This is a genomic window from Micromonospora sp. NPDC049101, from assembly GCF_040648675.1.
In the GTDB taxonomy this organism is placed as follows: Bacteria; Actinomycetota; Actinomycetes; order Mycobacteriales; family Micromonosporaceae; genus Micromonospora.
Map to the genome: position 1 here is coordinate 111,693 of NZ_JBEZED010000006.1, position 22,590 is coordinate 134,282.

At 72.7% G+C, this 22,590-nt stretch carries 26 protein-coding genes; 15 read left to right on the forward strand and 11 right to left on the reverse strand.

Annotation, left to right across the window (positions count from 1 at the left end; genetic code table 11):
* Window positions 1–106: 106 nt before the first annotated feature.
* Complete coding sequence (locus tag AB0B57_RS10275; RefSeq protein WP_357067455.1) at window positions 107–352, reverse strand: flavin reductase; 246 nt, start codon at window positions 350–352, stop codon at window positions 107–109.
* The gene (locus AB0B57_RS10280; RefSeq protein WP_357067457.1) at window positions 352–645 is read right to left on the reverse strand and encodes a hypothetical protein; all 294 of its coding nucleotides are present in this window, start codon (window positions 643–645) and stop codon (window positions 352–354) included. The genes AB0B57_RS10275 and AB0B57_RS10280 overlap by 1 nt, the downstream gene beginning before the upstream one ends.
* 221 nt (window positions 646–866) lie before the next feature.
* Here AB0B57_RS10280 and AB0B57_RS10285 point away from each other — a divergent pair, with 221 nt between their 5' ends.
* The 8 genes from AB0B57_RS10285 (at window position 867) to AB0B57_RS10320 (ending at window position 5,876) form a co-directional block, all read left to right on the forward strand.
* Entirely contained in the window at window positions 867–1,634 is a 768-nt protein-coding gene (locus tag AB0B57_RS10285; RefSeq protein WP_357067459.1) for a DUF5753 domain-containing protein, read from the forward strand.
* Window positions 1,625–1,816: a DUF397 domain-containing protein gene (locus AB0B57_RS10290; RefSeq protein ID WP_357067461.1), complete on the forward strand. Its 192-nt coding sequence runs from the start codon at window positions 1,625–1,627 to the stop codon at window positions 1,814–1,816. The genes AB0B57_RS10285 and AB0B57_RS10290 overlap by 10 nt, the downstream gene beginning before the upstream one ends.
* Before the next feature lie 220 nt (window positions 1,817–2,036).
* A complete protein-coding gene (locus AB0B57_RS10295; protein WP_357067463.1) occupies window positions 2,037–2,552 on the forward strand; it encodes a DUF2087 domain-containing protein in 516 nt (171 codons plus the stop codon).
* Window positions 2,553–2,604: 52 nt separating this feature from the next.
* Window positions 2,605–3,081, forward strand: a complete 477-nt coding sequence (locus tag AB0B57_RS10300) for a MarR family transcriptional regulator (protein WP_357067465.1) — start codon at window positions 2,605–2,607, stop codon at window positions 3,079–3,081.
* 76 nt (window positions 3,082–3,157) lie between these two features.
* A complete protein-coding gene (locus AB0B57_RS10305) occupies window positions 3,158–3,571 on the forward strand; it encodes a DUF6069 family protein (protein WP_357067467.1) in 414 nt (137 codons plus the stop codon).
* Between the two features lie 222 nt (window positions 3,572–3,793).
* Window positions 3,794–4,282, forward strand: a complete 489-nt coding sequence (locus tag AB0B57_RS10310; RefSeq protein ID WP_357067879.1) for a GNAT family N-acetyltransferase — start codon at window positions 3,794–3,796, stop codon at window positions 4,280–4,282.
* A 102-nt stretch (window positions 4,283–4,384) separates the two neighbouring features.
* Window positions 4,385–4,810, forward strand: coding sequence for an Hsp20/alpha crystallin family protein (locus tag AB0B57_RS10315; protein ID WP_357067881.1), 426 nt, complete (start codon window positions 4,385–4,387; stop codon window positions 4,808–4,810).
* A 67-nt stretch (window positions 4,811–4,877) separates the two neighbouring features.
* Window positions 4,878–5,876, forward strand: a complete 999-nt coding sequence (locus tag AB0B57_RS10320; RefSeq protein WP_357067469.1) for a tyrosine-type recombinase/integrase — start codon at window positions 4,878–4,880, stop codon at window positions 5,874–5,876.
* A 31-nt stretch (window positions 5,877–5,907) separates the two neighbouring features.
* Here AB0B57_RS10320 and AB0B57_RS10325 read toward each other — a convergent pair whose 3' ends face one another.
* Both AB0B57_RS10325 and AB0B57_RS10330 read right to left on the reverse strand, forming a co-directional pair.
* Window positions 5,908–6,315 (reverse strand): RidA family protein, encoded by a 408-nt coding sequence (locus AB0B57_RS10325; RefSeq protein ID WP_357067471.1) that lies wholly within the window; start codon window positions 6,313–6,315, stop codon window positions 5,908–5,910.
* A gap of 32 nt (window positions 6,316–6,347) precedes the next feature.
* Window positions 6,348–6,713: a VOC family protein gene (locus AB0B57_RS10330; RefSeq protein WP_357067473.1), complete on the reverse strand. Its 366-nt coding sequence runs from the start codon at window positions 6,711–6,713 to the stop codon at window positions 6,348–6,350.
* 75 nt (window positions 6,714–6,788) lie between these two features.
* Between AB0B57_RS10330 and AB0B57_RS10335 the strand changes: the two genes are divergently transcribed.
* Window positions 6,789–7,634, forward strand: a complete 846-nt coding sequence (locus tag AB0B57_RS10335) for an LLM class flavin-dependent oxidoreductase (protein ID WP_357067475.1) — start codon at window positions 6,789–6,791, stop codon at window positions 7,632–7,634.
* Between the two features lie 13 nt (window positions 7,635–7,647).
* Here the strand turns inward: AB0B57_RS10335 and AB0B57_RS10340 are convergent, their stop codons facing one another.
* Both AB0B57_RS10340 and AB0B57_RS10345 read right to left on the reverse strand, forming a co-directional pair.
* Entirely contained in the window at window positions 7,648–8,811 is a 1,164-nt protein-coding gene (locus AB0B57_RS10340) for a PQQ-binding-like beta-propeller repeat protein (protein WP_357067477.1), read from the reverse strand.
* Window positions 8,812–8,839: 28 nt separating this feature from the next.
* A complete protein-coding gene (locus AB0B57_RS10345; RefSeq protein WP_357067479.1) occupies window positions 8,840–10,543 on the reverse strand; it encodes an acyl-CoA dehydrogenase family protein in 1,704 nt (567 codons plus the stop codon).
* Between the two features lie 185 nt (window positions 10,544–10,728).
* Here AB0B57_RS10345 and AB0B57_RS10350 point away from each other — a divergent pair, with 185 nt between their 5' ends.
* The 3 genes from AB0B57_RS10350 to AB0B57_RS10360 are packed head-to-tail and all read left to right on the forward strand — an operon-like array spanning window position 10,729 to window position 13,497.
* The gene (locus tag AB0B57_RS10350; protein ID WP_357067883.1) at window positions 10,729–11,139 is read left to right on the forward strand and encodes a hypothetical protein; all 411 of its coding nucleotides are present in this window, start codon (window positions 10,729–10,731) and stop codon (window positions 11,137–11,139) included.
* Window positions 11,126–12,319, forward strand: a complete 1,194-nt coding sequence (locus AB0B57_RS10355; protein WP_357067481.1) for a low temperature requirement protein A — start codon at window positions 11,126–11,128, stop codon at window positions 12,317–12,319. Before AB0B57_RS10350 ends, AB0B57_RS10355 begins: the two co-directional genes overlap by 14 nt.
* Window positions 12,316–13,497, forward strand: a complete 1,182-nt coding sequence (locus AB0B57_RS10360; RefSeq protein ID WP_357067483.1) for a low temperature requirement protein A — start codon at window positions 12,316–12,318, stop codon at window positions 13,495–13,497. Before AB0B57_RS10355 ends, AB0B57_RS10360 begins: the two co-directional genes overlap by 4 nt.
* Before the next feature lie 24 nt (window positions 13,498–13,521).
* On the opposite strand, the gene AB0B57_RS10365 is transcribed toward AB0B57_RS10360, so the two are convergent.
* The 5 genes from AB0B57_RS10365 to AB0B57_RS10385 form a co-directional block, all read right to left on the reverse strand.
* Complete coding sequence (locus AB0B57_RS10365; protein WP_357067885.1) at window positions 13,522–14,130, reverse strand: thymidine kinase; 609 nt, start codon at window positions 14,128–14,130, stop codon at window positions 13,522–13,524.
* A 164-nt stretch (window positions 14,131–14,294) separates the two neighbouring features.
* Window positions 14,295–15,689 carry an MFS transporter gene (locus AB0B57_RS10370; protein ID WP_357067485.1) on the reverse strand — a complete coding sequence of 465 codons (1,395 nt, stop codon included), beginning with the start codon at window positions 15,687–15,689 and terminating at the stop codon, window positions 14,295–14,297.
* A gap of 19 nt (window positions 15,690–15,708) precedes the next feature.
* The gene (locus AB0B57_RS10375; protein WP_357067487.1) at window positions 15,709–16,476 is read right to left on the reverse strand and encodes a glycerophosphodiester phosphodiesterase; all 768 of its coding nucleotides are present in this window, start codon (window positions 16,474–16,476) and stop codon (window positions 15,709–15,711) included.
* 78 nt (window positions 16,477–16,554) lie between these two features.
* Complete coding sequence (locus AB0B57_RS10380) at window positions 16,555–17,529, reverse strand: hypothetical protein (protein ID WP_357067489.1); 975 nt, start codon at window positions 17,527–17,529, stop codon at window positions 16,555–16,557.
* Window positions 17,530–17,851: 322 nt separating this feature from the next.
* The gene (locus AB0B57_RS10385) at window positions 17,852–18,622 is read right to left on the reverse strand and encodes a lysophospholipid acyltransferase family protein (protein ID WP_357067887.1); all 771 of its coding nucleotides are present in this window, start codon (window positions 18,620–18,622) and stop codon (window positions 17,852–17,854) included.
* Window positions 18,623–18,784: 162 nt separating this feature from the next.
* Here AB0B57_RS10385 and AB0B57_RS10390 point away from each other — a divergent pair, with 162 nt between their 5' ends.
* From AB0B57_RS10390 to AB0B57_RS10400, 3 genes are all read left to right on the forward strand, one after another.
* Entirely contained in the window at window positions 18,785–20,197 is a 1,413-nt protein-coding gene (locus AB0B57_RS10390) for a cytochrome ubiquinol oxidase subunit I (protein WP_357067491.1), read from the forward strand.
* 14 nt (window positions 20,198–20,211) lie between these two features.
* Window positions 20,212–21,210 carry a cytochrome d ubiquinol oxidase subunit II gene (gene cydB / locus AB0B57_RS10395; protein WP_357067493.1) on the forward strand — a complete coding sequence of 333 codons (999 nt, stop codon included), beginning with the start codon at window positions 20,212–20,214 and terminating at the stop codon, window positions 21,208–21,210.
* A gap of 186 nt (window positions 21,211–21,396) precedes the next feature.
* Window positions 21,397–22,590, forward strand: a complete 1,194-nt coding sequence (locus AB0B57_RS10400; protein ID WP_357067495.1) for a GNAT family N-acetyltransferase — start codon at window positions 21,397–21,399, stop codon at window positions 22,588–22,590.

Consider the following 22,590-nt stretch of genomic DNA (forward strand, 5'->3'; position numbering starts at 1 on the left):
GTGACCCACTCTTCCCGCATCCCCCGGATTCAGGCTTGGTCCCGCTTTTCCGGGTAGTGGCAGGGCCAGGTTCGCGCCCGCCGCACGAGCTGCCGGCGAGTGGCACCTAGCGGGCCTCGGCCCAGCCGACGAAACGCGGGGTCAGGTCGGGCAGCGCGACGCCCGGGTTGAGTGTGGTGAGGTCGGCTTCGGCTGCCTCCTGCACCGTCGCCAGGTGCGCCAACAGGCCCGGCCGGTCCTCGCGGTACTCGCCGAGCAGGCGCAGCTTCGCGGCCGAGCACGGCCACAGGATGCCGCAGACCGGGCAGCGCCACGACGGGCGCAGTGGGAGGTGCTTGCGGCGGTCGGGCATCAGAGCACCCGCACGGGGCCGGTGCGCCGGATCGGCGCGGGCGGGCGGGTCTCGTTGCCCCGGCGGGGAGCCCGGAACTGCACCTGCACGCCGTGGCGCCGCACGTACAGCTCGCGGCGTGCGATCGCTTCGCCCTTCGGGCTCAGTTCGTAGGCGTCCAGCCAGAGCCAGCCGTCGTAGGTGTGCCGGTCGGCTAGTTCCCGGATGACGCGTACGACGATCGGCTTGCTGAACTGCACGCTCGCGGCGGTGGTCAACCGGACCACGTCGCCGGCCCGCAGTGGGTCGGTCATCGCCGCTCCTCCGCTCGCTCGTCTGGCATCTGCTCTCCCCTTGCTGGCGTGGGAAGAGGCCGCCCTGCCATCGGGGCGGCCCCCGCGTCGGGCGCTTCCGTCGGGTTCGGAACCTCGCCGGTCGCACCGTCCACACACCACATTGCCCAGGGTTGTCGGACAATCACACAGCGTTGTGTAATCTCCTTCGGACGGCTGATTTGCCCCCAGGGAGGGACGGCATGAACCACGCATTTGTCGCTGCGCTCGCCGAGGCGGGGCACACCGCCGAGAGCCTCGCCGGTCGAATCGGTGTGCACCCGAAGACCGTCGCGAGATGGGCGAACCCCGGCCACATTCCACAGAGTCGCCACCGCTCCACCGTGGCGGAGCTGCTGGCACGGGACAGCGACGCGCTCTGGCCGGACGTCGTCCGTCGTCGCGAACCGGTGTGGTTCCGGCGGTGGGTCGACATCGAACGCGAGGCGGTGACGCTGCGGTCGTTCGAGCTGGCCTGGGTGCCCGGCCTGTTGCAGACGGAGGCGTACGCGCGGGCGACCCTGGCGGGTGGGGTGTTGAGACCGGACGCGGTCGTTGAGTTCGCCGAGGCGCGGATTGCTCGGCAGGCGATCCTCACCCGCGACAGTGGGCCGCTGCTGATCGCCGTGTTGGACGAGGCGGTGCTCCGGCGGCGCGTCGGCGACGACCGCGCCCTGATGGCGGCGCAACTCACCCGCCTGCTCGGGCACGCCGAGACCGACAGCGTCCAGCTGCACATCGTCCCGGTGGACGCGCCCAGCTATCCCGGGCTGGACGGCCCCTTCACCATCGCCGACATGCCGGACGGGTCGCGGGTCGGGCACGTCGACGGCCCGGCCCAGGCGCAGATCCTCGACCAGGCATCGGAGCTTGTTAATCTGGAACGGCGGTGGGAGCGTATTCGCGGAGAGGCACTGCCCCGAGGGCGTTCCCTGGACCTTCTCAGAGAAGCGGCAGCATCATGGACATGAGCGGTGCGCGGTGGCGTAAGAGCACGAAGAGCGGCGGCAACGGCGGCAACTGCGTCGAGGTCGCCGACAACCTCCCGGGGGTGGTCCTCGTGCGTGACACGAAGGATCGCGACGGCGGCACGCTGATCTTCAGCCCGCAGGCGTGGCGTGGCTTCGTCGCCATGACCCGCGACGCCGGCTGACCGAGGAACCCGCACGAAGGCTCCCGACGCTGGTCGGGGGCCTTTCGCGTGGACCGGCCGGAATCAGCGGACGCCGGCGAGGTTGGCCGGTTGCGGTTACGGGGCCGTCGTCCAGGTCAGGCGGCAATCGGCTGAGCCAGTTGTCGAGCAGCCGGAAAACGCCTGGGCGGGCCGGAAAACGCCTGGCGGTCCGCGTACCGCTGATGCGAGGGTGACCGGCGTGACTGCGCATGCTCTGGCCGGGGCCCTGGCCGACGACGGACGGCGACGGATCTTCGCGGCGATCGTGCTGGGCGCGACAAGCGCGGCGCAGGTCGGCGAGCGGACCGGCCTGCCGGCGCGGGTCGTGCTCACCGGGGTCCGCCGGCTCGCCGACGCGGGTCTCGTCACCGACGTGGACGGTGCGCTCGCGGCCGACGAGACGTCGTTGCGGGCGGCTGCCCGCGACAGCCGCCCGGCCGACGACACCGACCCGGCCGCCGATCCGGTGCTGCGGACCTTCCTGCGCGGGGACGTCCTGGTGGGCCTGCCGGCGCAGCCGAAACGGCGGCGCGTCCTGCTCATCCACATCGCGCAGCGGTCGTTCGCGCCGGGCACCCGCTATCCGGAGCGGGCCGTCGACGAGGCGCTCAAGGTGTGGTGCGCGGCGGGCGGGTCGGACCACGCCACGCTGCGTCGATATCTCATCGACGAGCGGTTGCTCACCCGTGAGCACGGCATCTACCAGCGGGCCTGATCGTCCACGGCGCAAACCGTCTGGTCGCGGCGGATCTTGCTAGCCTCGGCGCATGACCTCCTGCACGCCCGCCGACGGCCCACCGGACCTGTTGTTCCTGCTCTCCTGGGCCAGTCACGCGTTGCAGACCGAGCACGCCGCGGGGCTGGCCGAGCTGGGCATCTCGCCGCGGGCCCACTACGTGCTGGCGCAGGCTCACACCGGTGAGCTGACCCAGCGGGAGATCGGCGAGCGGTGTGGCGTGGACAAGACCACGATGGTCGTCACGCTCGACCAGTTGGAGCGGGCCGGGCTGGCCGAGCGCCGTCCGGCGCCGACGGATCGGCGGGCCCGGCTGGTCGTGGTTACGCCGGCGGGGGAGCAGGTCCTGCAACGGGCGCGGCAGGTGGTCCAGCGCATTCAGGACGACCTGCTCGCGACCCTGCCCGAGCAGGACCGGGAGGCGTTCCTGCGGGCCCTGCTGGCGTTGGTGGGCGGCCCACTGGCCCACACCTCCCCGTACGCGCCGGGTGCCCGCTCGGGCTGTTAGTTCCGAGAAAGATAGTTCCGAACAAGACTATCTGCTACGGTCGTACTCGTTCGTTTCCCCTGAACGAGGAGCCGTCATGAGCGCTACCGCCGTCACGACCCCCACCACCTCGATCCTGCGCCGCCGTGCCCTCGGCGTCGCCGCCGCCGTGGTGGCCGCCCTGGCCATCTGGGCGATCGGCGCGCTGGCCGGCGTCGACTACACCGTCGAGAACCCGGGTCAACCCGCCATCGACATCGGGGCGGGCGCGATCCTCGTGGTCGCCCTGGGCGCCGCCCTGCTCGGCTGGGCGGCCTTGGCGCTGCTGGAACGGTTCGCCCCACGGGTCGCCCGGCCGGTCTGGATCTCCCTCGCCGTGGTGGTGACGGTCGTGTCCCTCGTCCCCCTGTTCGGCGTCGAGGCCACCGGCGGTGCCAAGCTGACCCTCGGCGCGACGCACCTGGCCGTGGCGATCCCCCTGATCGCCCTGCTGCCCCGCCCTCGCCGCTGACGGCACCCGGCCCGCTGGATTGTCGCCGCCCACCCCAGCCCTCCGGGGCGACGGGGTGGGCGCAAACCGTGTGGTCGGGGCACCGCCACCCACGACCGGCAACTACTGCGAGACCTGTCCGCCTGGCCGCGCCTGCGGATCGGCGAGTCGTCGGCACCGGGCGCGCGAGCCCAGGCGGCCGGATAAAACCGTTGACCGGGCGGTCATGATCAGCAGGTGACGATGACCGCCCGGTCCGCCTGGGCAACCACCGCTGCCCGGCCCGACCACCCCGACGCCGTGCTGCTGTTGCACGAGTACATGACCGAGATGGTGGTTCGCTACCACCGTCGCCCGGCCCTGCCCGGCGAGGTCGAACGGGCTCTGGCCGAGCTGCCCAGCGACGACCTGACCGCCCCCACCGGGCTGCTCCTGCTCGCCCACCGCGGCGACGAGGTGGCCGGCTGCGCCGGGCTGCGCTGGCAGTCCGGCGCAGCCGAGCTGACCCGGGTGTTCATCCGACCCGCCCATCGGGGCACGGGTGGCGGCGCCGCGCTGCTGGCCGCCGTCGAGGAGCGGGCGGCGGCGGCCGGGGCGGACCGGATCCGGCTCGACACCCGCGCCGACCTGGTCGAGGCCCGCGCCCTGTACGCCCGGCACGGCTACGCCGAGATCCCGGCGTACTCGCACGGCCCCTACGCCGAGCACTGGTTCGAGAAGCGGTTGCGGTGAGCGGTTGACGCCGGTCGGCGGATGCGTTAAACAAGAAGAGGAAGTTGAGTCACTCCGGCTCAACTCATCACCTTCGGCCAGGAGAACCGAGGAGGCATGACCATGTTGATGCGTACCGACCCCTTCCGCGAGATCGACCGACTCGCCGAGCAGTTCTTCGGTACGGCAGCCCGCCCCGCGATGATGCACCTGGACGCCTACCGCGACGGCGACCACTTCTACGCGGCGTTCGACCTTCCCGGCGTCGACCCGGACACCATCGACTGCACCGTCGAGCGCAACGTGCTCACCGTCCGCGCCGATCGTCGCCGGCCCGCCGGTGACGGCGTCGAGCTGGTCGCCGCCGAACGCCCGATGGGCACCTTCACCCGGCAGCTCTTCCTGGGCGACACCCTGGACACCGACAAGCTGGAAGCTGGCTACGAGCACGGGGTGCTGACGTTGCGCATCCCGGTCGCCGAGCGCGCCAAGCCGCGCCGCGTGACCATCAGCTCCAACGGCGACGGGCGCCGGCAGATCAACGCCTGATCACGGTGACGGGTGGGTTCGGCGCGCCTGCGCGCTGATCCCACCCGAGGCTGAGAGCCTTTTTCACATGGTGATCTCCGACGCTCCGGCGCTGATCCGCCCGTCCGCGCCGCCCGCGCTGCCGAGCGGACCAATCGAGGTCACCGAGGCGTGGCTGCGTAACCGGCGGCTGTCCGAGCACACCCGCGACGCCTACCGCCGCGACGTCACCGGCTGGCTGCACTGGTGCGCCAGCCGCGACCTGGACCCGCTGCGGGTCACGTTCCTGCACGTCAACGAGTACGCCCGGGCGCTGGAGTCCACCATCGGCGCCCGCAGCGGCCGGCCGCTGACCCCGGCCACCGTGGCCCGTCGGCTCTCCGCGCTGTCCAGCTGGTACGACTTCCTCGTCAAGCTCGGCGGCGTGGCGGCCAACCCGGTCTCCGGAGTCGACCGGCCCCGCGTCGACCGGGACCACTCCGCGACCATCGGGCTCACCCCGGAGGAGGTGGACGCGCTGCTCGGCGCCGCCGACGCCGACACCGGCCCGACCGCCGCGCGCAACCGGGCCGCGCTCGCGCTCCTGGCCGACCTGGGCCTGCGGGTCGGGGAGCTGATCTCGCTGGACCTGACCGACCTCGGCACCGAACGCGGACACCGCAGCGTGCGCTTCGTCGGCAAGGGCGGCAAGCAACGCCGCCGCGCCCTCACCCCCGGCACCGGGTACGCGGTGGACGCCTACCTGGCCCAGCGGGCCGCCGCCACCGGCGTGCCGGTGCCACAGCTGACCGGCCCACTGCTGGTCACCGCCAGCGGCGCCCGACTGGACCGGCACTCGGTGTTCCGGATGGTCCGCCGGCTCGCCCGCGCCGCCGGCATCCCGGCCTGGGCGAAGCTGTCCCCGCACTCGCTGCGACACGCCTTCGCCACCACCGCCCGCTCCGAGGGCGTGCCGCTGGAAGACGTGCAGGACGCGATGGGCCACGCCGACCCGCGCACCACCCGCCGCTACGACCGCGACCGACACAACCTCGACCGCGACCCGGCGTACGCGGTGTGGGCGGCCCGTTCCCGTCGCCGGGCCTGACCGCCGCACGCGCGACGGTGGGGCTGCGCGGTCAGTCGAGAACCGCTGTGGCTTCGACCTCGACGAGCAGATCGGGCTCGCCCAGAGCAGTGACACCCAGCAGCGTGATGGGCTTGACCGGGTCGACTCCCAGCTTCGCGGCAGCCCGGGCGACACCTTCGCCCAACAGCGGCATCTTGTCGGCAGACCAGTCGACGACGTAGATGGTCAGCTTCGCCACGTCGGCGAAGGACCCGCCGATCTCGGCCAGGGCGGTGCCGATGTTGAGATAGCACTGCTCCACCTGGGCGGCGAAGTCTCCCTCGCCGACCTTGCGCCCGTCGGCGTCGCGGGCCACCTGACCAGCGAGGAAGACCAGCTTGGACCCGGTCGCGATCGACAACTGACGGTAGACGTCCGGTTTCGGCAACCCATCGGGGTTGACGAGAGTGATGGCCATCCTGGCTCCTTCGGTGGTTGCGCCGAACCGTCTCAGCTCTGGGGGCGGGGGCAGATGCAGAACGGCTGCCCGATCGGGTCGAGCAGCACCACCCACTTGTCGCCGCCGGGCTGGAAATCCGGCTTGGACGCGCCCGCCGCGACGAACCTGTCCTCCGCCGCCGCGAGGTCGTCGACATAGAGATCGAGGTGGTAGCGCTTGTCGCCGTCGGGCCAGGCCGGCGGCTGGTAGCCCTCGACCAGACCGAAGCCGATGGAGACGGCCCCGGAGCTGATCATCGCGTACTCGGCGTTGCTGTGGGTGACTTCCCAACCGAGCGCCTCGTGATAGAACGCGGCGTGGCCGGCGGGGTCGGAACTGTCGAGGTTGACCATGGCGAGGTCGGCAGAAGTCGTCACGTCGGCAGTATGTCCCCGGGGTCCGACAGGAGCGCTCCCCCGACACCCGTCGTACCCCACTCGTACGGTCGACCGATGAGACATGGCCTGGAAATCTCCTGCGGCGGCGGCTCCCTCGCGGTGTCCACCCTGGTCGAGCTGGGGGAGGTCGCCGAGCGCGCCGGGTGGGACGGCGTGTTCCTGGAGGACTATCTGATCCACTACTCCGGCGACGAGCCGTCCACCTACGACCCGTGGCTGGTGCTCGCCGCGATCGCCGGGCGCACCGCCCGGGTGCGCCTGGGCACCACCGTCACCGCGCTACCCCGGCGTCGGCCGGCGAAGCTGGCGCGGGAGGTCCTCACCCTCGACCATCTCAGCGCCGGCCGCGCCACCGTCGCGGTCGGCGTCGGTGACCCCGCCGACCGGGGGCTGACCGCGTTCGGCGAGCAGACCGACGTGTCCGTGCGCGCCGCGATGCTCGACGAGGGTCTCGACCTGCTGACCGGGCTGCTCGGCGGCGAGCGGGTCAGCCATCAGGGCACCCACTACCGCGCCGACGGGGTGGCACTGCGACCCCCGCCGGTGCAGTCGCCCCGGGTGCCGGTCTGGGTCGGCGGCAGCCTCCAGGCCGGGGCGGTGCGCCGCCGCGCGGCCCGCGCCGACGGCATCGTGCCGTACAAGCTCACCGACACCGACGGGTGGTCCGACCTGACCCCCGACGAAGTCCGCGAGTTGGTCAAGGCGTTGCCACCCACCCGCGCCGACGGCCAGCTGTTCGACGTGGCGATCGGCGGCCGGCGGCGACGACCCGACGAACGCGCCGAACGGGCGTACCTCGACGAGCTCGCGGCGGCCGGTGCGACCTGGTGGCTGGAGTTCGTCCCGGCGGGCGACCCGGAGACGATGCGCGCCGCCGTCGCGCGAGGCCCGCTGCGCTGACCGTGGTGGTCGGTCAGCGGGCGCCGAGCGGCCAGACCGTCACCCGGTCGGTGCCGTCGCGGCAGATGAGCCCCGCGCCGACCCGCCGGCAGTCGGTCAGCCCCGCCGGGAGCACCGCGGTCACCCGGTGACCGTCGCGGCCCACCGTCGCGACCAGGACACGCCGGCCGTCCGCCGCCAGTCCCACCAGCACCAATGGCTCGATGTCGGGCCGTGCGCCCGCCACCGTGCGCCAGCGCGTCCCGGCCGGCCACGTCCAGCGCCGTTCCCCGGTGCCGGCGTCGATCGCCCAGCGGCCCCGCTCGTCCTGCCCGCAGAGCAGACCCTGGCAGGGCCGCAGGGTCAGCTCACCCGGCTCGACCGGCAACCGCCACCGCTGCGCCAGGCCGGGCAGGTCGTAGCCGGTCAGCGCCGGCCCACTGCCGCTCGGGTGGCGCAGCACCAGGTGCCCGCCCACGACCTGGGGGTTGTCCGGGCCGTAGTCGGCCGGCGGAAGCTGTCCCCGCCCCCGTTCCGTGCCGTCGCGGGCGTCGAGTAGCCGGGCCAGCCCGTCGTCCTGCACCAGCAGCAACCGCCCGGGCAGCGCCCGCAGCACCGCCGTGGAGGGCACCGGAACCGACCAGCGGGTCGCGCCGGTCGCCGGATCGACACCGTGCACCGTGCCCTCGACCCGCCGTCCCGGCTCGGAGGCACTGCGCACCTCGCGCACCGCGACCGGCGCGTCTCCGGCCGCGTACACCCGCTCGCGTCGCCCCCACATGAGCTGGCCGGTCCGCATCGACCGCGCGGTGGTCATCCTCGCCCCGCGCGTCTGGTCGCGTTCGACAAGCAGCAGCAGCTCGCCGGCGGCCTCGGCGAACCACCCGGCGGCGGACGGCACGGTGACCCGCCACCGGGGCGGGCCGTTCGGCGCGGCCGAGTCGTAGGCGCTCAGCGTCGGCGGGTTCGTGCCGGGGTCGACGACAAGCAGCAGCGGCCCCGCGCCGAGCACTGTCGCCCCGGCGGGCACCGCCGGCCCGACCTGGGGCGTCAGGTACGCGGGCCCGGTCGCGCCGCCGAGCAGGGCGCACGCCACCAGCAGCAGCGCCACCCGCCAACGGCGCGACACCGGCGGCGGCGGCCCGGGCTCGTCCAGGGGTGCGCCCCGGTCGTCACCCAGCTCGATCAGCACCGACATGGCTCCTGCCCGCGCTCGCCTCGGCCGCTCAGCAGAGCAGCTCCAGGTGGTGGTGGGCGTCCTCGGCGATCTCCTCGTGCCGCAGCCAGCGTCGCGCCCACAGCCGGGCCGCCAACTCCGCCCGCTCGTCACCCCACGCGGCGTGCTCGACGAGCAGCGCGGTGGTCAGCGCGTACGCCAGGCGCAGCGCCAGACCACGGGCACCGGCCTGCACCGCCGCGGCGCTCGGATCGGCGGTGACCGCGGCGATGGTGTCGCCCAACTCCGAGGCGGCGGCGGCCAGGGTGTCGGCAAGCGTCGGCGACAGCGGTCGGGCCAGGTCGACGGCGGCGGCGAGCCGGCTCAGCACCGGTGCCCCGGCGTCCTCCCGGGTCAACGCCCGCAGCACGTCCAGGGCCAGCACGTTCGTGGTGCCCTCCCAGATCGGCAGGACCTGCGCGTCGCGCAGCAGCCGGGGCACGCCGGTGTCCTGCACGTAACCGGCCCCGCCGAAACTCTCCAGGTACTCGCTGGCGGAGCTGACGGCGAGCCGGCCGGTGGCCAGCTTCGCCAGCGGCGCCACGATGCGCAGCTCCGCCGTGGCCTCCGGGTCGGCGCCCACCTCGACCCGCCCGAGCAGCGCGAACGCGTGCCCGGCGAGGGCGAACGCGCCCGCCGCGTCGACCGCGAGGGTGCCCAGGGTGGCCCGGTGCAGCGGCGAGGACGCCAGCGGCCCACCGGCGACGTGCCGCACCTCGGCGTACGCGCGGGCGTAGTCCAGCCCGCGGCGCATCCCACCGGCCGCCGCGGCGGCGTTGTGCACCCGGGTCACCATGACCAGGGTCATCGCCCGCACCAGGCCGGGCACCGCCGGATCACCCAGCGGAAGCGCGTACGCGTCGTGCAGACCGATCTCGGCGGTGGGCAGCGCACGGGTGCCGAGCTTGTCCTTGAGGCGGTGCACGGTGACACCCGACGCGGGCGCGCCCGGCGCCTCGCCGATGCTCAACGGCGAGTCGGCCGCGTAGCGGGGGACCAGGAACGGTGCGAGCACCCGGCTGCCCCGCCCGGCGCCCTCCGGCCGGGCCAGCGCCACCGCCATCGCCGCGTCGGCGGCGGAACAGAACCACTTCTCCCCGGTCAGCCGCCAGGACCCGTCCGCCGCGGGTCGGCCGATGGTGCTGGAACGGCCCAGGTCGGAGCCGCCCTGCGACTCGGTCATCCACTGCCCACTGGTGATCGCGGTGGCCGGGTCCGTGGAGATCAGCCGGGGCAGCCACGCGACGCGGACCCCGGCGTCCACGTCGGGCGTGCTGAGCAGCGCCGCCGCCCCGTCGGCCATCGCCACCGGGCAGGAGAACGTCGCCGACTCCGGCCCGTACAGGTGCAGCAGGGCGTGCTGCACGACCCGCGCGGCGGCACCCCAGGTGCCGCGCGCGTCCGGCAGGTAGGGCAGCGCGACCACGGCGTGTCGGGCGGCGGCGGCGCGCTGCGCCTGCCAGCCGGCGGAGGTGTCGATCCGGTCGATCCGCGCGCCCCACGGGTCGTAGCGGACCAGCGTCGGCGGGTGCGCCTCCGCGTCGGCGTGCGCCGCGCGCAGCGGCCCGGTGACGTCGGCGGCCAGGTCGGCGAGGCGGCCCTTCGCGGTGGCGTGCCCGGCCGGGCCCAGGTGGCGCTCCAGCCAGGACCGCAGCAGGCCGTCACCGGCGTACGGGTCGACGGGAGGTGGTGGCGGCTGCACGAAGCGGCTCATCGATCGGCTCCTGGCACTGCTCGGGGGTGTGCGCCGACCGTAGACGATCCGTGGCCGGTCCGAACAGGGCAGTCACCTGTCGCTGATTTCCGACTTGTCACACTTCAGCGCGATCACGTTCTCTACGGTCGGTAGTCGTGGGTGCCGGCCAGTCGTGGAGCCGACCGGCCCGGCGCAACCGCCCGATGCGCACCGGGCTCGCGTTCGCCGGGTTCGGTGTGGCGCTGTGCTGCGTCGGGGTGGCCGGGCTGGCCGCCTGGAACCTCCAGACCGTCCGGCAGGCCGCCGGCCCGATCCGGGAAACCGCCGACGACTTCCTCAGCGAGGTGGCGCTCGGCGACAGCGACCGCGCGTACGAGCGGCTCTGCGCCGACGCCCGCAGCCGGTGGAGCGCGATCGGCTTCACCAGTTGGGTGCGGACACCGCCGATGGTCACCGACTACGAGATCACCGACGTGTCGGTGGCCACCCGCAGCGGACGCCCGCAGGGGACGGTGACGGTGAAGGTAACCCGCGACGGCGGGCGCAGCGAGGAACGCCGCCTACCGGTGGTCCGCGAGGGCGGGGACTGGCGGGTGTGCGGTGACCCCTTCTGAGTCACCGGCCACCACCCCGGTACGTCCGCAGTTGTTGCGCCCGCGCGAAGGAGTGCAACCGACCACCTCGACGGAGCTCTTCTTCGACCTGGTCTTCATCTTCACCATCACCCAGTTGTCGCACTACCTGATCGCCCACCCGGATTGGCGGGGCGCCGCGCGTACCGCGCTGTTGTTGGCCCTGGTCTGGTTCGTCTGGGTTTACACCACCTGGCTGACCAACTGGTTGCAACCGGATCAGGGGCCGGTGCGGGTCCTGCTGATCGGCGTGGCGCTGGGCAGCCTGTCGTTGTCGGCGGCGATCCCACAGGCGTTCGCCGGGACCGGCCTGCTCTTCGCGGTGATCTACGTTGTCGTGCAGATGGGCCGCACCGTGTTCGCGTTGTGGGCGGTGCGGGGCACCCCGTGGTTGGTCGCCGGGTTCCAACAGTCGCTGCCGTGGATCACCGGGACATCGGTGCTCGTGGTGCTCGGCGGCCTGGCCGCCGGGGTTGCCCGGGAGGCGTTGTGGGCGGCGGTGATCGTGATCGAGGTCGTCGGCCTACTGATCGGTTACCCGCTGCCGGGGCGGGGTCGCAGCCGCCCCGAACGGTGGATGGTGGAGGGTGGGCACCTGGCCGAACGGTGCGCGGCGTTCGTCCTGATCGCGTTGGGTGAGTCGATCCTGGTCACCGGCAGCACCCTCACGTCGCACGTGGACCTGGAGACGTCGGGGGCGTTCCTGCTGGCGTTCGCCGGTTCGGTGGCGCTGTGGTGGGTGTACTTCGCCCGGTCGGCCCCGGCCGCGACCGAGGTCATCGCGGGGGCGGGCGAGCGCACCGGCGCGTTGAGCCGGGTCGCGTTCAACTACCTGCACCCGGTGATCGTCGCCGGCGTGATCGTCGTGTCCGCCGGCGACGAGTCGCTGCTACGCGAGCCCGACGCGCCCGCCACCACTGTCGCCGCACTGTTCGTCCTGGGCGGGCCGGCGTTGTTCCTGGCCGGGCACGGCGCGTACCAGGCGCTGCTGTGGCGACACCTGCCGACCAGCCGGATCACGGCGGTGCTGGTGCTGCTCGCGCTGATGCCGGCCGGTGTGGGGCTGGGCCTGCCCGTCGCGGTGTGCGCCGCGCTGGCGGTGGCGGTGACCGTCGCCGTCATCGTGGCCGACCGGTCCCGGGTGAAGCGGGGTGCGCGGTGACCCGCTCCGAGCCGCTGCACCCGGATCTGCTGCGCCCGCGTCGGGGCGTGGAGCGGACCACCTCCACCGAGCTGTTCTTCGACCTGGTCTACGTCTTCACCATCACCCAGTTGTCGCACTACCTGAGCAACGACCTCGGCTGGTCGGGCGCCGGGCGGACCGCCGTCCTGCTGGGCCTGGTCTGGTTGGTCTGGATCTACACCGTGTGGGCGGGCAACTGGCTGCACCCGGACCGGGCGCCGGTGCGAGCCGTCCTGCTGCTGGTGACGCTGGGCAGTCTGCTGCTCGCGGCGGCGCTGCCCGGCGCGTTCGGCGATCACGGGCTGCTCTTCGCCGGGGCGTACGCGGCGGTGCAGGTGGGGCGGACGGTCTTCGCCATGTGGGCCATCCGCGGACAACCCTGGCTCGGCGACAGCTTCCGCCAGTGCGTCGTCTGGATCGCCGGTACCGGCACGCTCGCGGTCATCGGCGGGCTTGTCGACACCCCGGCCCGGGAGGTGATCTGGATCGCGGTGATCGTCGTCGACTCGATCGGGCTGGCGACCGGGTTTCCGGTGCCCGGGTTGGGGCGCAGCACCCCGGAGCACTGGGAGGTGGAGGGCGGGCACCTGGCCGAACGCTGCCAGGCGTTCATCCTCATCGCGCTGGGTGAGTCGATCCTGATCACCGGAAGAACGCTGACGCAGCGGCTGGACCGGGTGACGATCGCCGCGTTCCTGCTCGCCTTCGCGGGCTCGGTGGCCCTGTGGTGGGTGTACTTCGACCGGGCGCAGGCCGTCACGGCGGCGTTGGCCGGTGCCGGGCAGCGCGCCGGTGGGCTCTCGCGGCTGGTGTTCAACTATCTGCACCCGGTCATGGTGGCCGGCATCGTCGTCACCGCGGTCGGCGACGAGCGGCTGCTCAACGCTCCCGGTGAACCGGTCGAGTGGGCGACCGCGCTGGTCATGCTGGGCGGTCCGGCGCTGTTCCTGGCCGGGCACGGCGCGTACCAGTTGGTGCTGCGCGCCGACGGGGCGGTGGCCCGGTTCGCGGCGGCGGCGCTGCTGCTCGCCCTGTCGCCGGCGGCGGTCGCGCTGCGGTCCCCGGTCGCGGTGGCCGCCGCTGCGGCGCTGCTGGTCACGGTCGGGGTGATCGTGGCCGACCAGGTCTCGTCGCGGCGGGCGGCTCAGTCGGGATGATCGGGTGTCGGCGCGGCGGGTGGCTCAGTCGCGGGGACCGAGGTCGCCGCTGCGGTAGTGCCGGCGGCACAGCACCTGGTAGCGCACCTCGGCCGTGTCCACGGTGTCGCCGATGACGACCTGGGCGCCCTCGCGGACCACCCGCCCGTCGACCACGCGGGCGTTGAGCAACCCCTCCCGGCCGCACCAGCAGAGCACCTCGACCTGGATGCGGGCCACCTCGTCGGCCAGCTCGAACAGCCGTTGCGCGGCGGGGAACAGCTGCGAGCGGAAGTCGGTGGCCAGGCCGAACGCGAACACGTCCACGTCGAAGCTGTCGACCAGCTCGGCCATCTGCTCGACGTGCTCGACGGTGTAGAAGCACGCCTCGTCGCAGATCAGGTAGTCGACGCGTACCCCGTCGGCCCACCGCCCGCGCACCAGGGCCCGCAGGTCCAGGTCGTCGGTGACCTCGATGGCCTCGTGGGCCAGGCCGATGCGGGTGGTGACCTGCGGCCCCAGCGACCTGTCGATGCGGGTGGTGACCAGCCCACGGCGGCCCTGCCGGGCGTGGTTGTAGTTCATCTGCAACGCCATCGTCGACTTGCCGCAGTCCATCGGCCCCCAGAAGAACTTCAACGCCGCGGCGTGCACCGGCCGTCCGTCGAGCCCGCGCGCGGCCGCGCACCCGGCCGGTGCGTGCGGCTGGCCGGGGAACGGGTGAGCCAGGCAGGTCGGAGCGGTGGCGGCGTCGTCTGTCACGGTCGGGCAGCCTAGCCGATCGGCCGAGGCTGATCTGTCGGGCGCGGGACGCGTGCTCAGAGCACCCGCGGTGGCGTGTTGCCCGCGGCGACGATGGCACGGCGGATCGGCACGGCGGCCAGGAGCAGGAAACCGACCACGAAGAAGATCAGCAGTGAGACCAGGCCCACCCGGTAGGAGGCGGTGAGTTGGAACACCAGGCCGAAGGCGAGCGGGCCGAGCCAACTGGTGCCCTTGTCGCTGATCTCGTAGAAGCCGTAGTACTCGCCCTCCTTGCCGACCGGGATGAGCTGGCTGAACAGCGACCGGCTCAACGCCTGGCTGCCGCCGAGGACCAGGCCGATGCCCGCGCCGAGGATCATGAACGGCACCGGCGCCTCGGCGGGCAGCCGGAACGCGGCGATGATCACACCGGTCCAGAGCACCAGGCTGAGCAGCACGGTCTTCCACGCGCCGATGCGCCTGGCCAACGCGCCGAGGCTCAGCGCGCCACCGAAGGCGAGGAACTGCACCAACAGGATCGTGATGATCAGGGTGCTCTGCTCCAGGCGCAGCTCCTCGGTGCCGTACTGACTGGCCAGGGTGATGACGGTCTGGATGCCGTCGTTGTAGACCAGGAAGGCGAGCAGGAAGAACAACGTCAACGGGTACGCCTTGATCTCCCGCATGGTCCGACCGAGCTGCCGGAACCCGTCGGTGACCACGTTGCCGCCGCCACCGGCCAGGGCCGCCGCGCTGGGGTGCTCGCGCATCCAGCGCAGCGGCACCAGCGTGAACACCGCCCACCACACCCCGGCGGACACGATCGACCAGCGGGCCAGGTCCAGGGTGCGTTGCGGGTTGTCCCCCTCGTCGAGCAGGGTGATCGCGACGAGGTTGAGCGCCAGCAGCAGACCACCGCCCAGATAGCCGATCGCCCAGCCGCGGCTGGAGATGCCGTCGCGTTCGTCGGGGCCGCCGAGCTGCGGCAGGAACGAGTGGTAGACCACGACCGCCGCGCCGAAGGAGATGTTGGCGACCAGGAACAACGCCCCACCGAGCAGGTAGCGGTCGCCGGTGACGAAGGCCATCGCGATGGTCGCGCCGGCACCGGTGAACGCGGCCCCGCCGAGCAGCCGCTTCTTGTGCGCCGACCGGTCGGCGATCGCCCCGATGACCGGCAGCACGAACACGGTGAGGAACACCGACAGCGAGATCAGGTACGGGTAGTAGGACCCGGCGGCGATGGTGATGCCCAGCGGGTGCACGGACCCGTCGCAGGTGTCCGCGCCCAACTCGCAGCCGGCGGCCAGCTCGGCGACGGTGGTCAGGAACGGGCCGAGGAACACGGTGATCACCGTGGTCTGGAACGCGGAGTTGGCCCAGTCGTAGATGTACCAGCCCCGACGCTCGCGGCGGGTGCTCGACGCGGGCGGGGTGTCGTCCACCGTGGGGGTCACGGTCTCGGCCATCCGGGGGTCCTTCGACGGATCAGGCGGCCCAGTGGCCGCGGCTGCGGTAGACGTCGCGCAGCACGCCGACGTGATCGGTCATGATGCCATCCACGCCACGATCCAGTAAGTCGTGCATCTGGGCGGGTTCGTCGATCGTCCAGACGTGCACCTGAAGGCCGAGTCGGTGGCAGTAGTCGAGGAACCGGCGGTCCACCACCGGCACCCGCCCGTAGCGCGGTGGCACCTGCGCGGCGACCACCGACGGGGGCAGCCGCAGCGGCCGCCCGTGCAGCGACGCGAGCCGCAGCCGGGCGACCCCGCGCATGCCGAGGCTGGTCGCCACCCGCCCCTGCGTGAGCGCGCGTAGCCGGGTCAGCCGGGCGTCGCTGAACGACGCGAGCAACACCCGGTCGCCGGCGCCGGCCCGGGTCACCGTCGCGACCGCCGGCTCGACGCCGCCGTCGGCCTTCACGTCGATGTTGAAGCGGACCTGCGGCCAGGCGCCCAGCACCTCGTCGAGCCGGGGTACGACGGCGGCGCCGCCGACGCGTACCGAGGCGAGGTCGGCCCAGTTCAGCTCGGCGATGCGCCCCGCCTCGCCGGTGACCCGTCGCAACGTCGGGTCGTGGAAGACCACCGCCACGCCGTCCGCGGTGGCGTGCACGTCGGTCTCCACGTACCGGTAGCCCAGCCCGATGGCGCGGGCGAACGCCTCGGTGGTGTTCTCGTCTCCCTCGGCGGCACCGCCACGGTGGGCGAACGCCAGCGGCGCGGGCGCGTCCAGGTAGCCGAATCGGGTCAACACGCGACGCAGTATGCCCCCGGTTGGTGGCCGGGGGGTGACCGGCCGGCGTCTGTCGCCCGTGCGCGCCGCCGCCCGGGGTCAGGCCAGCTTCTCGGCGGTCGCCCGGTGCGCGGCGACCAGCAGCAGCACGACCAGCAGCATCGCCCCGGCGAGCGCGCCGAGGTGGTTCTGTGCCGCCAGTGTCAACGGGGGCTCCGGCGAAGGGAACGAGGACGCGACCGCGTAGGTGAAGATCGCCTTCCACGATCCCCAGGCGAACAGCCCTCCGGACGCCACCCAGGTCAGCAGCATGGGTGTCCGGAGGCCCGCGCCGGCGCGCCGGCGCAGGACAGCCCACGTTCCCCCGGCGGCGATCAGGGCCCAGAGTCCGCTGTTGCCGGTCCAGATGTACCACTGGGCATCACGGTGGTCGAGGGCCGCCTGGTCGAGTCCGACGCTGCCGCCCAGCGACCAGTAGATCTGCGGTAGCCCGAGTGCGACGCTCACGGCCGCCGCCAGGTTGGCCACGGTGCGTTGCACCGCCCAGGTCGTGCCTTCCACGGCCGACCTCGCGGGTGTCGGGTCGGTGAAGGCCTGCGGCCAGCGTTGCCAGACGTAGAGGGGAACGGCGACGGCCACCCCGAGGCCGAATCCGGCGAAGGACACCGACAGCAGAGCGATCTCCCAGGCGGGCACGACCGCGTCGGCCGCGGTGTCACCTCCGCTGTCGGTCAGTGCCAGCACCGGCAGGATCGGGATCATCGGTACGAGGAACCCGGTGCCGACCCACGCCGGCAGGAGGATCAGCCAACCCGGGATCCGCATGCCCCACCGTTGCCCCAGCGCCAGGCCGAGCAGGATGGCGGCTGCGGCCATCGCGACAGTCAGTCCGTTGACCGCCGTCCAGTTCAGCCTGCTCCAGGCGCCGTCGTGCAGGCCGCCGCCACGGAGACCGTCAAGCGTCCAGACGATCTTGACGATGAGGTACGGCGTCATCGCGAGAGCGGCTCCGTACCCGGCGAAGCGTCGTAGCGTCGTCCACCGCTCTCCCGCGCCGTTGGTCTCCGCCGTCATGACCGACCTCCCTGGTGAACGCGCGCGGGCGGTTCCGCGACGTGCTGGCACCTTCTCGCCCGCGTGCCTGCCTGCCTGCCTGCGTGCCTGCGTGGCCGGCACCGAAGAAGCGGGCCGCGGTATCTTGCCGAACCGATCGGGTCGATCGTCGACGGTTCGTGGGCGTCACGGATCCCCCGACCACGGGAGATACCTCCTGTGCGTGGGGGAGGGCGGTGCGGCCCGTGATCCACTCGGCTTCCGGAAAGGCGGGGTGTCCGGGGCGCGGGTATGCCCCGGTTTTCCGGAAGCCGAGTCGATCATCGGCGCCTGCCGCGGTCGGCTAGCTCGACCGGCGGTGCGCCCGGCTGAGGTCGGTCGGGCGGCCCGGATCGACGTGCCGGGGCCGGTCCGGCTCGTCGGGGCGCAGCGGGGTGAGGGCGTCGGTGAGCGCGTCGATGATCCGGTCGGTGGCCCGGCGGGCGGCGCCGGGGGTCTCGGTGTTCGTCTCGCCCAGGTCGACGGGAGCGCCGAAGTGCACCCGGATCACCGGGCGGCGCCACAGTGCGCGGGCGATGCCGCGCAGCATTCCGCGCGGCGCCCGGTAGGGCAGCACCTCGTGGGCGCCCCACTGGGCGATCGGCACGACCGGAGCGCCGCAGGCCAGGGCGAGTCGGGCCGCGCCGGTCTTGCCGCGTTCGGGCCACATGCCGGGGTCCAGGCCGATGCGCCCCTCGGGGTAGATGAGGATCACCGATCCCCGGGCGACGGCGCTGGCGGCGTCGTCGAGTGCCCGGTGTACGGCGCTGGTGCCCCGGTCGACGCGGATGTGCCCGGCGTGGCGCATGGCGGCACCGAACACCGGCACGCGGAACAGCCCGGCGGTCGCCATGATCCGGGGGGCGATGCCGCGGGTCTGGCAGGCGGCGGCCATGACGAGGGGGTCGAACGGGCTGATGTGGTTGGCGGCCAGCACCAGCGGGCCGCGGCGCAGGTGCGCCGGGACGTCGCCGGTGACCTCGAGGCGGGCCAGCAGGCCGACCAGGCCCCGCACCAGCAGGAGGGCGGCGCGCCAGATCAGCGGCGGCTGCCAGGGGGAGTGTGCGGTGTCCATCAGCGCGCCATCGTCGCACGCGGCGGTGTGGTCGCGAGCGCGGGTCGGGGTGATCAGGGTCATTGGTCCCGGGTCGGTTCGGGTCGCCCGGCCCTGCCGAATCCGCTACGACGAGCAGTAGTATTTACTACGTCTCGTAGTACGAATGGGTGGGGGTTTCGAGTGGACGCGTTGGACGTTGCCCGCTGGCAGTTCGGTGTCACCACCGTCTACCACTTTCTCTTCGTGCCACTGACCATCGGCCTGTCCGTGCTGGTCGCCATCCTGCAGACGATGTGGCACCGCACCGGCAACGAGCGCTACCTGAAACTCACCAAGTTCTACGGCAAGCTGTTCCTGATCAACTTCGCGATGGGCGTGGTCACCGGCATCGTGCAGGAATTCCAGTTCGGCATGAACTGGAGCGACTACTCCCGCTTCGTCGGCGACATCTTCGGCGCGCCCCTGGCCATCGAGGCGCTCGTCGCGTTCTTCCTCGAATCCACCTTCATCGGCCTGTGGATCTTCGGATGGGACCGGCTGCCCAAGCGCGCCCACCTGGCCAGCATCTGGGCCGCCGCGATCGGCACGAACCTGTCCGCGTACTTCATCCTCGCCGCGAACTCGTTCATGCAGAACCCGGTCGGCTACCGGATCAACCCCGACAGCGGGCGCGCCGAGCTGACCGACTTCCCGGCCGTGCTGACCAACAAGGTCGCCCTGATCACCTTCCCGCACACCCTGGCCGGCTCGTTCCTGGTCGCCGGGTCGCTGGTCGTCTCCGTCGGCCTGTGGCACCTGATCCGCAACCGCGACTCGGCCGACACCGGCGCGTACCGCTTCGCCACCAAATTCGGCTCCTGGGTGGTCCTGGTCGCCTCCGCCGCCGTGCTGTTCACCGGCGACATCCAAGGCAAGATCATGACGGACGTGCAGCCGATGAAGATGGCCGCCGCCGAGGGCCTCTACACCACCGAGAGCCCCGCCTCGTTCTCCGTACTCACCATCGGCAGCCTCGACGGCAGCCGCGAGGTGTTCGCCCTCAAGATCCCGTACCTGCTGTCGTACCTGGGCACCGGCGACCCGCACGGCACCGTGCACGGCATCAACGACCTGCAGGCCCAGTACGCCACCCAGTACGGGGCGGGCGGCTACACCCCGATCATCCCGGTCACCTACTGGAGCTTCCGCTTCATGATCGCCTTCGGGATGGCCGCCGGCGCCATCGCCCTGCTGGTCCTGTGGAGCCAGCGCAGGGGCCGCACCCCCAGCAGCAGGTGGCTGCTGCGCGCCGGGCTGGCGATGCCGGTGCTGCCGCTGCTGGCCAACTCCTTCGGCTGGATCTTCACCGAGATGGGCCGCCAGCCGTGGATCGTCTTCGGCGAGATGCTCACCCGCAACGGAGTGTCGCGCAGCGTCTCGCTGGCCGAGGTGCTCACCTCGTTCACCGCGTTCACGCTGATCTACGCCACCCTCGCCGTGATCGAGGTCAAGCTGCTGCTGCGCTACGCCAAGGCCGGCGTACCGGACGTCACCGAACAACCCCCCACCGACGACACCGACGACGCCGAGCGCCCGCTCGCCTTCGCCTACTGATCCCGGAGCCCATCGTGGACCTGACCACCATCTGGTTTCTCCTCGTCGCCGTGCTGTTCACCGGGTACTTCATCCTGGAGGGCTTCGACTTCGGCGTCGGCATGCTGCTGCCCGTCCTGGGCCGCGACGACCGGGAACGCCGCGTTCTGATCAACACCATCGGCCCGGTCTGGGACGGCAACGAGGTCTGGCTGATCACCGCCGGCGGCGCCATGTTCGCCGCGTTCCCGGAGTGGTACGCCACCCTGTTCTCCGGCTTCTACCTGCCGCTGCTGCTGATCCTGCTGGCCCTGATCGCCCGCGGCGTCGCCTTCGAGTACCGGCACAAGCGCCCCGAGGCGTCCTGGAAGCGCCGCTGGGACACCGCGATCGTGGTGGGCTCGGTGGTGCCGGCGATCCTGTGGGGCGTCGCCTTCGCCAACATCCTGCGCGGTGTGCCGCTGGACGCCGACCACGAGTACGTCGGCGGCCTGCTGGACCTGCTCAACCCGTACGCCCTGCTGGGCGGCGCGACCACCCTTGCGCTGTTCGCGACCCACGGCGCGGTGTTCCTCGCCCTGAAGACCACCGGCGACATCCGCGAGCGCGCGGGCGCGCTCGCCGTGCGCCTGGGCGTCGGCGCCGCCGTGCTCGCGGTCGCCTTCCTGGCCTGGACGCTGAGCATCCGCTCCAGCACCGCCGCCGTCGTGCTCGCCGTCGCCGCGGCCCTCGCCCTGCTCGGTGGGCTCGCCGCCGCCCGGGTACGCCGGGAGGGCTGGGCGTTCACCGGCACCGCCGTGGCGATCGGCCTGGCCGTGGCGACCCTGTTCGCGGCGCTGTTCCCGAACGTGCTGCCCTCCACCCTGGACGCGGCCGGCACGCTCACGGCCACCAACGCCGCCTCCACCCCGTACACTCTGAAGATCATGACCTGGGTCGCGGTGATCTTCACCCCGGTCGTGCTCGGCTACCAGGCCTGGACGTACTGGGTGTTCCGCAAGCGCATCGGCGTGGTCAACATCCCCCAGCACTGAGCGAAGTAGGCCGGCGCACGATCGCGCCCGTGCCGACCCCGTCGATCATGGAATTGTGGTGCCCGGCCTGGGCCAGTTCGGGTCCTTTGTCACCCACCACAACTCCTTGATCGACGGCAGAGGGCGGCGGGGGCGGGGCGGGGGAATCGGCGGTCGGCTCCGGTCGGCCCCCGCTAGGGTGTGCCGATGTCCGAGCCTGTGCACGTTCGTGAACTCAGCACCGACGACCTTGACGCCGCCTGGGAGTTGGGACGGTTCGCGTTCGGCTCCGACCCGCAGCCCCCCGCGCACGCCACCGTCACGCCTGCCGGCATGACCCGCTACGGCGCGTTCGACGACAGTGGCCGGCTCGTCGGCAAGGCCGTCGACCTGCACCACGACCAGTGGTGGTCGGGCCGGGCGGTGCCGGCCGCCGACGTCGCCGGGGTGGCGGTCGCCCCCGAGGCCCGGGGCCGGGGCGTGGGCCGTGCCCTGCTCACCGCTCTGCTGCGCGGGGCCCGCGAGCGTCAGGCGGCGGTCAGCGCCCTCTACCCGACCATCGCCGCCCCGTACCGGGCGTGCGGGTGGGAAGCCGGCGGTGTGCTGCGTACCGTCGATCTGGCCACCGCCGCGCTGCCCCGGCATCGGCCGTCGCCGGATCTGGCGGTGCGGGCCGGCACGACGGCCGACCTGCCCGCCGTCGCCGGCCTGTACGAGCGGGTCGCGCGGCACCGCAACGGCATGCTGACCCGTCGGGGCGAGTTGTTCGACTTCTTCGCCGCCGACCGGGGCCTGCCCGGCGACGGTCTCACCCTGGTCGAGGACGACGGCCACCTGGTCGGGTACGCCACCTGGCAGCGCGGCCGGGGCTACGGCGCCGACTCGGTGCTCACCGTGGACGAGGCCCTGGCCGTCACCGCCGAGGCCGCCCGGGAGCTCGTCGGGGTGCTCGGCAGTTGGGCCAGCGTCGCACCGACGCTGCGGCTGTGCCCGCTCGACGGCGACGCGGTCAGCCCGCACCTGCCGCTGGAGTCGGCCCGCGACCACGAACGGGACCTGTGGATGCACCGACCGGTCGACGTCGCCCGCGCCGTGAGCGCACGGGGGTGGCCCGCCCATGCCCGGGGCGTGGTCGACTTCGGCCTCACCGACGCGCTCGCCGACTGGAACACCGGCACCTGGCGGTTGACAGTCGCCGACGGCGCCGCCGAGCTGACCCGGGTCGGCGGCGAGGTCGACCTGCGACTGGACGTGCGCGGTTTCGCCCTGCTCTACGCCGGGGCGGCCCGCGCCCGCTCGGTGGCACAGGCCGGGTTGCTGCACCACGGCCCGGGTGTCGACCCGGCCGCGCTCGACCTGCTGGGCGCCGGGGGTCCGGCGCAGTTGCTCGACTACTTCTGA